The organism is Methylobacterium sp. PvR107, assembly GCF_017833295.1.
Classification (GTDB): Bacteria; Pseudomonadota; Alphaproteobacteria; order Rhizobiales; family Beijerinckiaceae; genus Methylobacterium.
On the sequence record NZ_JAFIBW010000001.1, the window covers coordinates 2,350,140 to 2,362,500 of the forward strand.

The following is a 12,361-nucleotide window of genomic DNA, read 5'->3' on the forward strand; positions in this document are numbered from 1 at the left end:
TTCGCGCAGGTGGTATCCCGAGACGTGTTCGGCCTATCCAACCCAAGCCACCGGATCGGGACGACGGCGTATGGCTTCGCCATGGCGCGACCGCAGCCCGTGGGCCGCGGCAAGACAAGCCGTGCCGGAGGCTGCGAGATCCCCCTCCCCCGCAGAGGGGGCAGGGGGATGCGCGGATCTCGTCGCTTCGTCTAAACAAGAGATCCGTGATCATTATAGCCTCACCGCCGGACCCCCACCGCCCAGTTCCATGAACGCCCCCGATCCCGCCCTCGCGCGCGCAGTGCGGAAGGATCCCCCGCGCTCAGGCCCGCACCGGCTCTGGAAGCGCCTCAGCCGGGCGATCGGCGACGTGTTGCCGAAGGGTCTCTACGCCCGCTCGCTGATCATCATCATCGCGCCCGTCGTCCTGCTCCAGTCGGTGATCGCCTACACCTTCATGGAGCGGCACTGGCAGCTGGTCACCAAGCGCCTGTCCGCGGCCGTGACCGCGGACGTCGCCGCGCTGATCGACATCTACGAGAGCTATCCGCAGGACAAGGATGCCGACACCCTCTCGCGGATCGCGGGCGAGCGGCTGAACCTCGACCTCGACATCCTCAAGGGCGCCAAGCTGCCGCCGCCGGGCCCGCGGCCGTTCTTCTCGATCCTGGACGAGGCGCTGTCCGACGAGATCAAGCGTCAGATCCGGCGCCCGTTCTGGATCGACACGGTCGGCCGCTCGAACTTGATCGAGATCCGGGTGGCGATCCCCGACGGGGTGATGCGCATCACGGCCCGGCGCAGCCAGGCCTACGCGTCGAATTCGCATATCTTCCTCGTGTGGATGATCGGCTCCTCGCTGGTCCTGCTCGGCGTCGCGATCCTGTTCCTGCGCAACCAGATCAAGCCGATCCTACGGCTGGCCGCCGTGGCGGAGGGCTTCGGCAAGGGCCGGGAGATCGAGTTCCGGCCGCGCGGCGCCCGCGAGGTGCGTCAGGCCGGCCACGCCTTCATCGAGATGAAACGGCGCATCGAGCGGGCGATGGAACAGCGCACCACGATGCTGAACGGCGTCAGCCACGACCTGCGCACCATCCTGACGCGGTTCCGCCTCTCCCTGGCGCTGTTCGAGCAGTCCAGCGAGATCGAGGATCTCAGCCGCGACGTCGACGAGATGAGCCGGATGCTGGAGGGCTATCTCGCCTTCGCGCGGGGCGATTCGGCCGAACCCGCGACGCCCACCGACATGCGCGCCCTGCTGGAGGATCTGCGGTCCGACGTGGAGCGCCTCGGCGCGCACGTGTCCGCCGTCGATCTCATCGGGGCGCCCGAGATCACCGTGCGGGCGGGCGCCTTCCGGCGTTGCCTGTTCAACCTCGCGGCCAACGCGGCCCGCTATGCCGAGACGGTGGCGATCTCCGGACGCCTGGAGGCGCGCGCCTTCTTCGTCTCGATCGACGATGACGGACCGGGCATCCCGCCCGAGAGCCGCGAGGCGGTGTTCAAGCCGTTCGTGCGGCTCGACGATGCCCGCCAGGATGCCGGCGGGTCCGGACTCGGGCTGGCCATCGCCCGCGACATCGCCCGCGCCCATGGCGGCGACATCACCCTGCAGGACAGCCCGCTCGGCGGCCTGCGGGCCACCGTCCGGGTCCCGGCCTGAGCCGGTTCAGGCGTCGGCGGGCCGGCGCAGGCGCAGGAACTCGTCCTGGACGTTCCGGAGGAGATGGTCGAGGCTCGCCTGGTCGAGGGCGGCGTGACGCAGACGCACGCGGAGGGCCGCCTCGCCGTTCCAGTCGTAGCCCGAACCGTGCGGCAGGTGGCGCAGCAGCAGCGGACTGACGATGCTCGCGCGTCGGTAGGCCGGATGACGCAGGAGCTTGCCGATGTGGAGCGCGAGAAGGTCCACCGGGGCCGTCTCGGGTCCCTTCCCGTTCCAAGTAACCGAAGACCTGCCCATACGGTTTTTTCCTCTCGGATAGGCAGTATCAGGCCGAATGATTGCGTATCGGTTTGCGTCCGGCCGGTCCGGAGAAAAACTGCGGCCTGTGGGGTCCCAAGCTGCGCGGCGGGGTGATATGCAGGCGCGCTGCCTATGAGCCGCGGATCACCGCGCGCCGGATCTGAGTGTCGAACATGAACCCGCTCGTCCCCCTCTTCATCCTGCTCTCCCTGCCGCTCGCCGCGATCGGCCTCGTGCTCTACACGGATGAGGGCATCAATCCGGACCTGTTCTACGCGTCGGTGAAGACCTTCGTGATCCTCGGCGCGATCGCGGGGGCGATGTCGTTCGGCGCGATGAAGCTGTCCGAGCGCGCCAAGCACTGATCTTACCCGGCCCGGAGGGCGCGATGCTGCACGTGGTCCCGGCCTTCTCGCGCATCGGCGAGGAGAATGCCTTCGCGGTGCTCGCCCGCGCACAGGCCCTGGCGTCCCAGGGCCGCGACGTGATCAATCTCGGCATCGGCCAGCCGGACATGCCGACGCCCGCCCACGTGGTCGAGGCCGGCATCAAGGCCCTGCGCGACGGCCACCACGGCTACACGCCGGCGGTGGGCATTCCGGGCTTGCGCGAGGCGGTGGCCCGCGACATCCACCGGCGCCACGACGTCGAAGTCTCGCCGGATTCCGTGATGATCGTGCCGGGCGGCAAGGTCACCATGTTCATGGCGATCCTGATGTTCGGCGCGCCGGGGACCGAGATCCTGTATCCGGACCCCGGATTCCCGATCTACCGCTCGATGATCGAGTTCACCGGCGCGACCCCGGTCCCGGTGCCGATCCGAGAGGAGAACGGCTTCGCCTTCTCGGCGGCCGAGACCCTGGCGCTGATTACGCCGAAGACCCGCCTGCTGATCGTCAACTCACCCGCCAACCCCACCGGCGGCGTGACTCCGAAGGCCGAGATCGATGCCCTGGTGAAGGGTCTGGCCGATCACCCCGACGTGGCGGTGCTGTCGGACGAGATCTACGGCACGATGACGTATGACGGCGCGCAGCATCACTCGCTGCTGAAGTACGAAGAGATCCGCGACCGGCTGATCTATCTCGACGGGGCGTCGAAGACCTACGCGATGACCGGCTGGCGGCTCGGCTGGTCCGTCTGGCCGAAGCCGCTCTACGACGCCGCGCGCAAGCTTGCGGTCAACGCGCATTCCTGCGTGAACGCGGCGACGCAGTGGGCTGGGATCGCCGCGCTCGACGGACCGCAGGATTGCGTGGCCGCGATGGTCGCCGAGTTCGACCGGCGCCGGGCGATCGTGGTGGACGGCCTGAACGGCCTGCCGGACGTGTCGTGCATCGCCCCGAAGGGTGCGTTCTACGCCTTCCCGAACATCTCCCGGACCGGCTGGAAGGCGAAGGCCCTGGCCTCGACCCTGCTGGAGGAGGCGGGCGTCGCCGTGATCGGCGGCCCGGATTTCGGCGTCCACGGCGAAGGCCATATCCGCCTGTCCTACGCCAACTCGGCGGAGAACATCCGCCGCGCGCTGGAGCGGATGGGCACGTTCCTCAGCGCGCGCAAGCCGGGCTGAGAGGACACCCCCCCGTCACCGACCATCGGCTGAGGCGCGTGGAGATCGTCCCGGCTGTTGGTATCGACGCGGCCGTCCTTGCGTGCGCAGAGACGCAATCCAGTCAGCGCGCCGACCGCCGATCTCGGTCTACCCCGGGTGACTTCGCTTCGCTCGTGGTGACGACGAGGGATGCGTCGATCGAAGCTTTCAGACGGACGCCGGTGCGGTCAGCGCGGCCGGTTTGCGCCCCTCACGACTTGCCCGGCGCGCGCTTGTCGATCCAGCCGGAGAGCCAGTCGGCGATGTCCAGGCTGTTCTTGTCCTGCATCAGCATGTGCGAATTGCCGTGGATGCCGATCTCCGGCAGCAGGATCAGCTCGGCCCGGCCGCCGGCCGCGTTCGCCGCAGCCACGAAGCCGCGACACTGCTTGAGTCGGGGCGCCCAGCGCGGCGAAGCATCGACGTAGTCGCCGAACAGGACGAGGATCGGCAGATCCTTGTAGGGGGCCAAGTCGTCCTTGGCCGGGTCCGGGCACGCCGCGGGCTCGATGGCCACGAGGGCGCGGATCCCGGAGCGGTCGAGGGCGGCGGTCTGGAACGGGTAGATCCCCGACTGCGAGTGCGAGATTAGCACTGCGCCCTTGAGGCGCTTGGCGAGTTCCGAGAGGGCCGGAACGGTCGGGTTCGGCACCGGCAGCGCCGCCGACCAATCGGGGACCATCTGCTTCCAGAACTCGCCCTGCGCCTCCAGGGGGAATTGCATGTCCGGGAACACCTTCGGGTATTCCGGACCGAACCGGAAGATCGCCCAAGCCGGTTCGCGCCCGGCCGAGAAGACGGTGGGCAGGGCATTCGGATCGGCCCGGCCGGTCTTCACCGCGTTGATCTGCACCGGGCTCGCTGCCGAGCGCCCGCGCCACGCCTGATCGATCACGTAGGTCGGGAAACCGTGCCGGACGAAGAACTCGTCCCAGCCCATGCGCCCGTCCGGCGTCGTCTCCCAGGTCTTGCCGGTGAGGCAGCAGCCATGGATCAGGACCAGCGGCGGCCGACCCGCGCCCACCGGGATCTGATAGCGGACATAGATCTGGTCGACGCTGATCGTGCCCGAGGGCGCGTAGGCCGGCAGCGTCGAGAGCGTGTCCGCTTGGACGTCGCGGCCGCCGACGAAGAAGCTGCCCTGCTCGGCGATCGTGAGCGGCCCCGGCGTGGGATCAGCCGCCCGGGCGGGTCCGCCCGCGATCAGCATGGCAGCGACCAGCGCGCCGGCGATCCGCCGAGCGCGCACCAGCGCGGGCACTGACAGTCCTGACATGAAATGTCCCGTCTCCCCGCGCGCAGTCCGCCCGCACCCCATCACGACCGCATGCCTAGCACAAAGCTCGGCCGTCATGGGAGGGCTGCCGGCTCAACGGCTTGCCGTCAGGCTGCGATGTCGCGCTCGACCTGTGCGGTGGCGTCCGCCGGAAGGTCCAGGGCCTCGGCGAGCATCTTCAGGAATTGTCGCTCCTGGATCGTGTCGGGATCGATCGCGAGCCGCGCCGCCGCATAGATCCGCGCCGCTGCGTCCGGTCCCGCGACGCGGTCAGCGATCTCGTCGAGGTCGGCCGGGCTCTCGAGCTCGCGATCAAGCCAGGCCCGTCCATCGGCATCGAGGCCGGCTTCGGCCACGGCCGCGTCGAGGCGCTTGCGCTCCGCGGCGTCGACCAGGCCATCGGCGGTGGTCGCCGCCACCATGGCCCGCAGCATAAGCCGGGCCTCGTCCTCGTCGACATTCGTGAAATCGGGCCCACCCGTCTCCGGCGGAGCCGATCCCCGCAGGGCCCGGAAGGCGAGGCTGCCGATGAGCGCGAGCCCGCCGAGCGCCGCGCCCGTCGCGAGCCCGCCGCGCCTGGCGCGCCTGGCGCGCACCAGCGCGTCGACGATTCGCCTGCTGTCAGCCATGCCGTCCTCCCGGTCGTGATATCCGAATCCGATCGGAAACCACCCGGGAGGCCCTCGGGTTCAGCCGCGCTCAGGCGTCGGCTTCATCCTCGTCCTCGTCCTCGTCGATATCCACCAGGAAGACGATGTCGGCCTCGTCCTCGTCGTCCGACTCGGCGTCGGCGTGGCGGGCGTCGTCGGTGAATTCTCCCTCCCCGTCATCCTCCGCCAGGGCGTCCTCGAAGATCTCGATCTCGTCCTCGGTGGCAGCCCGGACCTTGAGCGCGGATGTGCCGTTCCAGAGCGGCTTGCCCTCGCTCGTCATGGTCCGGATGTCTTCCTTGAAGCCCTCACAGGTGAACAGGTCCTTGGCGGACGCCTCGTCGCTGTTGATCACCGCAACGGCGGTGCCGTCGATCTCGAGCGTGAACATGGCCGGCATCCCTCTCGTAACCGTCCTCAGGCGCGCCCGATCGACGGGATCGCGCGGGTGCGACGCCGGGCCCCGGTCGAAACCCATGGGTTTCGACCGGCGGTCATGAGCGCCGCGCGCGGGATGCTGTAGGGGTGAAGCGGCCGGGCGCCAAGTCCGCCACCGCGGTGGCGGCACGATTTGGCGCCGCACCTCCGGCCTGGACGGCCAGCATCGGATCATGGAAGGATTCCCGCGCATGCGGATCAGGCTCGGCTGCGAGATGCGCTACGCCTTTCCCTATCCGGTGCCCATGGTGGTGATGCTCAACGTGCATCCCTCCCGGGCCGGCGCCCTCGAAGAACCCGACGCGCTCCGCACCGAGCCGCCCGTGCCCGTGGAGACCTATCGGGACGGCTTCGGCAATCTGTGCGGCCGCCTGACCGCGCCGGCCGGCAGCTTCACCATCGGCACCGACGCGGTGATCCGCGATGACGGTCAGCCGGATTCGGCGCATCCGGACGCCGCGCAGCACGCCGTGGAGGCGCTACCGCCGGAGACCATCGTGTTCCTGCTGCCGAGCCGCTACTGCGAATCGGATCTCCTGGCCGACACGGCGTGGCAGCTGTTCGGGGGAACTGCGCCCGGCTGGGAGCGGGTGCAGGCGGTCTGCGACTTCGTCCATGGCCACATCGCGTTCGGCTACGAGTTCGCGCATCGGGACCGGACGGCCGTCGACGCCTATGCGGGCGGCCGCGGCGTCTGCCGGGATTACACGCACTTGGCGGTGGCGTTCTGCCGCGCCCTCAATATCCCGACGCGCTACTGCACCGGCTATGTCAGCTTCATCGGCGAGCCCGAGCCGCACCCGGCCGGCGACTTCGCTGCCTGGATGGAGGTCTATCTCGGCGGCCGATGGCACGTGTTCGACCCGCGCAACAACAGCCCGCGGATCGGGCGGGTGATGGTGGCCTACGGACGCGACGCCGCGGACGTGCCGCTGACACACACGTTCGGGCCCAATCCGCTCATCGGCTTCCGGGTCTGGGCCGACCGGGTCGACCAGCGCGAAAGGTCCGAGGTCGCAGCCCTCCCGCCGGAGGAGCCGCTTCCGCCACAGAGTATGGCGACCCGGATGGGCTGAGACCTCGCCGGGGCCTCAGACACCGGCGCCCCGAGCGATGGCACGCTTGACCACGCCCTGAACCTCGGGATTCGACAGGAACAGGTCGTGGTTGAGCAGGCCACCGCCGTAATCGGAGGCGTCCGCGACGCGGACACCGAGCGCCTCCAGCTTGGCGCGATCGACGGCACCGGCCCGGACGCCGCCCGCGATCGCGGCCGAGAGTTCGAGTGCGCGATCGTTGGTGGCGGAGATCACGGTGATCTTCGAGACATCGGGCCCCATCCGGGCGACGCCGTTGGAGAACAGGTCGAAATCGATATCGGGCGCGGCGAGCACGACCGCGCCGATGCGCGCCATCGCCGCCTCGCCCGCCTCGGCGCGCAGCATGCGCAGGGTCTCCAGGGTCAGGAGCGTGCCCATCGAATGCGCGACGATGTTGATCCGGCCGCCGCTCGGCGAGGCGGCCAGGGCCTTGAGCAGGTCCTCGAAGGCGTCGCGCGACCACAGGGCGCTTTCGCGGTCGTAGTTGTAATCAAGGGTTGCCGCCGCCGACGGCCACGTGAACAGGCCCGAGACGCCGCGGAAGCGGATCCCGTCGGAGAGCCGGGCGGCGCTGACAGCAGCCGATTCGAACGATTCGCGGTAGCCGTGGACGTAGATCAGCACGTCGCGGCCCAGGGCCGCCTGCGCGAAGGCGTCGGCGGCGCCCGCGCCCGTCTCGGTCTTCGGCACCGCCCCGATGGTCCAGTCGCCGGTGATCACGGCCGAGACCTTCCCCAGCAAGGAGCGGTCGGGCGGCGACAGGCGCACTTCGGCGAAGCTCAGGCCACGGCCGCGATCGCTGCTGAAATACGGCGGCCGCGGCGGGTTGCCCACGGGCTTGCGGGTGGTGGCCACCAGCAGCACCGGCATGACATCGAGCGCCGACTGCTTCTCGGGCAGCCCGGCTCCGGTTCCGAGGTCGTCGGTGACGCAGGCGCCGAGCGAAGGGGCGAGACCTGCGGCACCCGCGAGGGCGCCGAACCGGAGGAGAACGCGGCGTGAGACGATATGGCTCGGCATGATCCGGGGGCGCTCGGGCGGGGCGTCCTCCCTCGCCCAGGATCATGACCGTGGCGGGGCACGATCGCCGCAGGCCGTTGTGAACGGCCGGTAAGGCCGCACTTGTGGCGTGCGGACCACAGCGGTTCCGTCCCCCGTCCCGACGGCCCAACCCCCTCGACGGCGGCTGCCGGCGCCGCCATGAAGAGACCATGACGCCGTCCATCGACATCGAGAGCCTGCGCGAGCGCCTGCTGCGCGGCGACCGCGCCGCCCTGGCCCGGGCCATCACGCTGGCCGAGTCGAAGCGGACCGATCACCGGGCGCTCGCGTCCGACCTCATCGACTCCGTGCTGCCGCAGACCGGGCGGGCGATCCGCGTCGGAATCACCGGCGTGCCCGGCGTCGGCAAGTCGACCACCATCGACGCCCTCGGCTCGAATCTCACGGAGGCCGGCCACAAGGTGGCGGTGCTGGCGGTCGACCCGTCCTCCTCACGCACCGGCGGCTCGATCCTGGGCGACAAGACCCGGATGGCGCGGCTCGCCCACGACCCGCGCGCGTTCATCCGCCCCTCCCCGTCATCCGGCACCCTGGGCGGCGTCGCGGCGAAGACCCGTGAGACCATGCTGCTCTGCGAGGCCGCGGGATTCGACGTCATCCTGGTCGAGACGGTGGGCGTCGGCCAGTCAGAGACGGCGGTTGCCGACCTGACCGACTTCTTCCTCGTGCTGATGCTGCCCGGGGCCGGCGACGAGTTGCAGGGCATCAAGAAGGGCATCCTGGAACTCGCCGACATGATCGCGGTCAACAAGGCCGACAGTGGCGAGGCCGAGCATCGGGCCAACGCCGCCGCCTCGGAATACCGGGCGGCCCTGCACATCCTGACGCCGGCCTCCGCGACCTGGTCGCCGCCAGTGGTGACGATCTCGGGTTTCCACAACCTGCGGCTCGATGCCCTGTGGGCGAAGATCGTCGATCACCGGGAGAAGCTCACCGCCACCGGCGAGATCCAGGCGAAGCGCCGGACACAGGACGTGAAGTGGATGTGGGCGCTGGTGGACGAGCGCCTGCACCAGCGTCTTGTCGGCTCGCCCGAGATCCGGCGCCGGACCGCCGAGGCGGAGGCGGGCGTCGCCCGGGGCGAGACCTCCCCTGCCGCGGGCGCCGCGGCCATCGCCACTCTGATCGGCCTCTGACGGGTTTCGCGGCGCATCTCCTCCGTGGCGCCGGGCCGGGACGCACAAATTCACCGTTGCGGGGGGCACAAACGCCATCTCGCGCGTTCGGTGGACGACGGCGTAACGAACGGTGCCCCTGTCGCGGCGCCGCGCTCACGTCAAGGAGAGTGCCATGGTGGATACGGATCGGATCGTCGGCGGCGCCAAGGAGGCTGTCGGCAAGGTTCAGGGGGCGGCCGGCGATTTCGTGGGCTCGAACCGTGACTCGGTCGAGGGGCGTTTCCGCGAGGCTCAGGGTCAAGCCCAGAACGTCTTCGGGCAGGTGAAGGACAAAGCGCGCGACCTCGCCGACCGCGCGAGCGACTACGCGAGCGACGCCTATGATCGCGCCGGCGACGTGGCGGACGACGCCTATGGCCGAAGCGGCTCCTACCTGCGTGACGGTCGCGCCGCCGTGGGCGCCCGGGTGGAGGAGAATCCCCTGGTCGCGCTGCTGATCGCGGGCGCCGTCGGCTACGGCCTGGCTCTGCTGATCCACAGCCGCCGCTGAGCCGAGATGGCCCCGCCCGTCACCGGGCGGGGCTGCTCCAGGACGTCCCGCGACAGGGCAGCGATCGGCCGGATTGGGACTCGGCTACTGCGCCGTCCAGCCGCCATCCATGCTGATATTGGCGCCGGTGATCTGGCTCGCCGCGTCGGAGCACAGGAACACCGCGAGCGCGGCGACCTGATCGACCGTCACGAATTCCTTGGTCGGCTGTGCCTTCAGCAGCACGTCCTCGATCACCTGCTCCTTGGTCAGGCCGCGCGCCTTCATGGTGTCGGGGATCTGCGCCTCCACGAGCGGCGTCCAGACATATCCCGGCGAGATGCAGTTCACGGTGATCCTGTGCGGCGCGAGTTCCAGCGCCGCCGCCTTGCTGAGGCCTGCGATCCCATGCTTGGCCGCCACATAGGCCGACTTGAACGGTGAGGCGACCAGCGAATGCGCCGAGGCCGTGTTGACGATCCTGCCCCAGCCCCGCGCCTTCATCCCGGGAATTGCCGCGTGCATCGCGTGGAACGCCGAGGACAGGTTGATCGCGATGATCTGCTCCCACTTCTCCGCCGGAAACTCCTCGATCGGCGAGACGAACTGGATGCCGGCATTGTTGACCAGCACGTCGACGGATCCGAACGCCTCTTCCGCCTCCCGGACCATGGCGGTGATCGCCGCCGGCTTGCTCATGTCGGCCGCCGAGTAACGGACCTTGACCCCGTAGGCGCTCTCGATCCCGGCCCGCGCCTCCTCGATGGCGTTGGCGTCTCCGAAGCCGTTCATCACAATGTTGGCGCCATCCGCGGCAAGCGCGCGGGCGATGGCGAGGCCGATCCCGCTGGTGGAGCCGGTGACGAGGGCGGTCTTGGTCTTGAGGGTCATGGAGCCTCCTGGGACGCACGGCCGATCAGGTCCGCGGGTAGGGTGGCCGGGGCTGTGCCGGGTCGAAGACCTACCTAGCGCGTGAGGACGGCACCGGCACAGGGCCGCCCGATGGCGGTGCATGCGGGATGTCACCCGTCTCCTCCCCCGCGCCCGTCTCGGCCGGGAAGCTGATCTCCACCCGCAGACCCGGTGCGTTGTCGGAGAGGCGCAGCGTCCCCTGGTGCAGGCGGACAACGGCGTTGACGAGGCTGAGGCCGAGCCCGAAGCCGGGCCGCGTGCGGGCGTCTTCCAGGCGTACGAAGCGATCGAGCACGCGGCCGCGCTCGGCCTCCGGGATGCCCGGCCCCGGGTCCGCGACAGCCAAGCGGACGGACTCCCCCGCCCGCCATGCTTCGAGGGTGACGCGCGCCTCCGTGCCTTCCGCGGCGGCTCCGTATTTCAGGGCGTTGTCGATGAGATTGGCCAGAGCCTGCCCGATCAGCTCCCGGTTGCCGGCGATCGTCAGGCCGTCCTCCGCGCGCACGTCGAGGACGAGGCCCTGATCTTCTGCGAGCGCCTCGTACAAGTCGCCGACGCCCCGAACCGCCTGTCCGAGATCCAGCGGCACCAGAACGTCCCGCGCGCTCCCGGCCTCCAGTCGGGCGATCATCAGGAGGGCGTTGAACACCCGGATGAGGCCGTCGCCCTCCTCGATGACGGCCTCGAGCGCCGCGCGCAGCTCCTCCGGGGACGAGGCGCGGCGCAGGGCCTCGTCGGCCCGGTTGCGCAGGCGGGTCAGTGGCGTCTTCAGGTCGTGGGCGATGTTGTCGGACACCTCGCGCATGCCGCGCATCAGCTCGCCGATGCGCTCCAGCATCAGGTTGAGGCTCGAGGCGAGGCGGTCGAGTTCGTCGCCGTTGCCGGCCACGTGGAGCCGGCCGTCGAGGTCGCCCGCCATGATCGCCCGGGTGGTCTGGGTCATGGCATCGACCCGGCGCAGGACCCGGCTGGCCGCGAGCCACCCGCCGATCACCCCCAGGATCACCACGGCGGCGAGCGCGGTGACGAAGGCCCGCCCGATCACTGCGCGCAGCCGGTCGCGCTCCTCGGTGTCGCGCCCGACCAGGAGCCGGAATCCGCCCGGGAGGGTGAAGACCCGAACGATGGCCCGGTGCGCCTCGGCATCCGAGTCGTTGCGGCCGTAACGCGTCTCGCTCTGGCCGGGCGTCGCCAGCACGGCGGCGGGCACGTAGCCGACATTGCCGACGACGTGGTCGCCGCCAGCCGTCGTCACGAGGTAGAGGGAGGCGCCCGGCTCGCGCGAGCGCCGCTCAACCACGGTGATCAGCCGGCGCAGGCCGCCGGAATTATATTGTTCCGACAGGCCGTTGATCTCGGCATCGATGGTCGAGACGATCTGGTCGTCGAGCACCGCCCGGGCGTTCCACGCGACGTAGCCGAGCGCCAGGAAGGCGCACAGCGCGAAGATCGCGAGGTAGGCGAGCGACAGCTTGAACGCGGTCGTGCGGAACAGCTTCTGGAAACGCGCGCCGCGCGTCTCGGGCGCGAGGGGCTCGCCCGCCGGAGACCCGGTCACCCGGGGCCGCTCTCGTCGACGCGCAGCACGTAGCCGGCCCCCCGCACCGTGTGGATGATCGGCGACGGGAAGCCCTTGTCGAGCTTGCCGCGCAGGCGCGACACGTGGACGTCGATCACGTTGGTTTGCGGGTCGAAGTGGTAGTCCCAGACGTGCTCGAGCAGCATGGTGCGGGTCACCAC

General features: G+C 70.0%; 14 protein-coding genes (1 of these 14 running past the window's edge). 6 read left to right on the forward strand and 8 right to left on the reverse strand.

Annotation, left to right across the window (positions count from 1 at the left end; genetic code table 11):
• Positions 1-250 precede the first annotated feature (250 nt).
• Positions 251-1,645, forward strand: coding sequence for an ATP-binding protein (locus JOE48_RS10970; protein WP_210029784.1), 1,395 nt, complete (start codon positions 251-253; stop codon positions 1,643-1,645).
• A 6-nt stretch (positions 1,646-1,651) separates the two neighbouring features.
• Here the strand turns inward: JOE48_RS10970 and JOE48_RS10975 are convergent, their stop codons facing one another.
• Positions 1,652-1,942: a hypothetical protein gene (locus tag JOE48_RS10975; RefSeq protein WP_210029786.1), complete on the reverse strand. Its 291-nt coding sequence runs from the start codon at positions 1,940-1,942 to the stop codon at positions 1,652-1,654.
• Positions 1,943-2,118: 176 nt separating this feature from the next.
• Between JOE48_RS10975 and JOE48_RS10980 the strand changes: the two genes are divergently transcribed.
• Entirely contained in the window at positions 2,119-2,310 is a 192-nt protein-coding gene (locus JOE48_RS10980; protein WP_210029788.1) for a hypothetical protein, read from the forward strand.
• A 23-nt stretch (positions 2,311-2,333) separates the two neighbouring features.
• A complete protein-coding gene (locus JOE48_RS10985) occupies positions 2,334-3,515 on the forward strand; it encodes a pyridoxal phosphate-dependent aminotransferase (RefSeq protein ID WP_210029789.1) in 1,182 nt (393 codons plus the stop codon).
• A 232-nt stretch (positions 3,516-3,747) separates the two neighbouring features.
• Here JOE48_RS10985 and JOE48_RS10990 read toward each other — a convergent pair whose 3' ends face one another.
• The 3 genes from JOE48_RS10990 to JOE48_RS11000 form a co-directional block, all read right to left on the reverse strand.
• Positions 3,748-4,812, reverse strand: coding sequence for an esterase (locus JOE48_RS10990; protein WP_210029790.1), 1,065 nt, complete (start codon positions 4,810-4,812; stop codon positions 3,748-3,750).
• 107 nt (positions 4,813-4,919) lie between these two features.
• Positions 4,920-5,441: a DUF533 domain-containing protein gene (locus JOE48_RS10995; RefSeq protein ID WP_210029791.1), complete on the reverse strand. Its 522-nt coding sequence runs from the start codon at positions 5,439-5,441 to the stop codon at positions 4,920-4,922.
• 70 nt (positions 5,442-5,511) lie between these two features.
• Positions 5,512-5,853 carry a hypothetical protein gene (locus JOE48_RS11000; RefSeq protein WP_210029792.1) on the reverse strand — a complete coding sequence of 114 codons (342 nt, stop codon included), beginning with the start codon at positions 5,851-5,853 and terminating at the stop codon, positions 5,512-5,514.
• Between the two features lie 238 nt (positions 5,854-6,091).
• Between JOE48_RS11000 and JOE48_RS11005 the strand changes: the two genes are divergently transcribed.
• Positions 6,092-6,976: a transglutaminase-like domain-containing protein gene (locus JOE48_RS11005; RefSeq protein ID WP_210029793.1), complete on the forward strand. Its 885-nt coding sequence runs from the start codon at positions 6,092-6,094 to the stop codon at positions 6,974-6,976.
• Positions 6,977-6,991: 15 nt separating this feature from the next.
• On the opposite strand, the gene JOE48_RS11010 is transcribed toward JOE48_RS11005, so the two are convergent.
• On the reverse strand, positions 6,992-8,020 hold the full coding sequence (locus tag JOE48_RS11010; RefSeq protein WP_210029794.1) for an alpha/beta hydrolase: 1,029 nt from the start codon (positions 8,018-8,020) through the stop codon (positions 6,992-6,994).
• A gap of 191 nt (positions 8,021-8,211) precedes the next feature.
• On the opposite strand from JOE48_RS11010, the gene meaB reads away from it, so the two are divergent.
• Positions 8,212-9,198 (forward strand): methylmalonyl Co-A mutase-associated GTPase MeaB, encoded by a 987-nt coding sequence (gene meaB / locus JOE48_RS11015; RefSeq protein ID WP_210029796.1) that lies wholly within the window; start codon positions 8,212-8,214, stop codon positions 9,196-9,198.
• A gap of 154 nt (positions 9,199-9,352) precedes the next feature.
• Positions 9,353-9,730 (forward strand): CsbD family protein, encoded by a 378-nt coding sequence (locus JOE48_RS11020; RefSeq protein ID WP_210029798.1) that lies wholly within the window; start codon positions 9,353-9,355, stop codon positions 9,728-9,730.
• 84 nt (positions 9,731-9,814) lie between these two features.
• Here JOE48_RS11020 and JOE48_RS11025 read toward each other — a convergent pair whose 3' ends face one another.
• The 3 genes from JOE48_RS11025 to JOE48_RS11035 all read right to left on the reverse strand — a co-directional run.
• Positions 9,815-10,600 (reverse strand): 3-hydroxybutyrate dehydrogenase, encoded by a 786-nt coding sequence (locus JOE48_RS11025; protein ID WP_210029799.1) that lies wholly within the window; start codon positions 10,598-10,600, stop codon positions 9,815-9,817.
• A 70-nt stretch (positions 10,601-10,670) separates the two neighbouring features.
• Positions 10,671-12,179: an ATP-binding protein gene (locus JOE48_RS11030; RefSeq protein WP_210029800.1), complete on the reverse strand. Its 1,509-nt coding sequence runs from the start codon at positions 12,177-12,179 to the stop codon at positions 10,671-10,673.
• Positions 12,176-12,361 carry the end of a response regulator transcription factor gene (locus tag JOE48_RS11035; RefSeq protein WP_210029801.1) on the reverse strand. Its footprint extends 510 nt past the window's final position, so 186 of the gene's 696 nt are visible here — the last part of the coding sequence; the start codon falls outside the window, past its right edge; the stop codon is at positions 12,176-12,178. The genes JOE48_RS11030 and JOE48_RS11035 overlap by 4 nt, the downstream gene beginning before the upstream one ends.

What these genes read in the sequence shown, in the direction of transcription:
- JOE48_RS10970 (WP_210029784.1), top strand. Translation starts at nt 251, where the DNA reads ATGAACGCCCCCGATCCCGCCCTCGCGCGCGCAGTGCGGAAGGATCCC.
- JOE48_RS11005 (WP_210029793.1), top strand. Translation starts at nt 6,092, where the DNA reads ATGCGGATCAGGCTCGGCTGCGAGATGCGCTACGCCTTTCCCTATCCG.
- JOE48_RS10975 (WP_210029786.1), bottom strand. Translation starts at nt 1,942, where the DNA reads ATGGGCAGGTCTTCGGTTACTTGGAACGGGAAGGGACCCGAGACGGCC.
- meaB (WP_210029796.1), top strand. Translation starts at nt 8,212, where the DNA reads ATGACGCCGTCCATCGACATCGAGAGCCTGCGCGAGCGCCTGCTGCGC.
- JOE48_RS11020 (WP_210029798.1), top strand. Translation starts at nt 9,353, where the DNA reads ATGGTGGATACGGATCGGATCGTCGGCGGCGCCAAGGAGGCTGTCGGC.
- JOE48_RS10995 (WP_210029791.1), bottom strand. Translation starts at nt 5,441, where the DNA reads ATGGCTGACAGCAGGCGAATCGTCGACGCGCTGGTGCGCGCCAGGCGC.
- JOE48_RS11025 (WP_210029799.1), bottom strand. Translation starts at nt 10,600, where the DNA reads ATGACCCTCAAGACCAAGACCGCCCTCGTCACCGGCTCCACCAGCGGG.
- JOE48_RS10980 (WP_210029788.1), top strand. Translation starts at nt 2,119, where the DNA reads ATGAACCCGCTCGTCCCCCTCTTCATCCTGCTCTCCCTGCCGCTCGCC.
- JOE48_RS10990 (WP_210029790.1), bottom strand. Translation starts at nt 4,812, where the DNA reads ATGTCAGGACTGTCAGTGCCCGCGCTGGTGCGCGCTCGGCGGATCGCC.
- JOE48_RS11010 (WP_210029794.1), bottom strand. Translation starts at nt 8,020, where the DNA reads ATGCCGAGCCATATCGTCTCACGCCGCGTTCTCCTCCGGTTCGGCGCC.
- JOE48_RS10985 (WP_210029789.1), top strand. Translation starts at nt 2,334, where the DNA reads ATGCTGCACGTGGTCCCGGCCTTCTCGCGCATCGGCGAGGAGAATGCC.
- JOE48_RS11000 (WP_210029792.1), bottom strand. Translation starts at nt 5,853, where the DNA reads ATGTTCACGCTCGAGATCGACGGCACCGCCGTTGCGGTGATCAACAGC.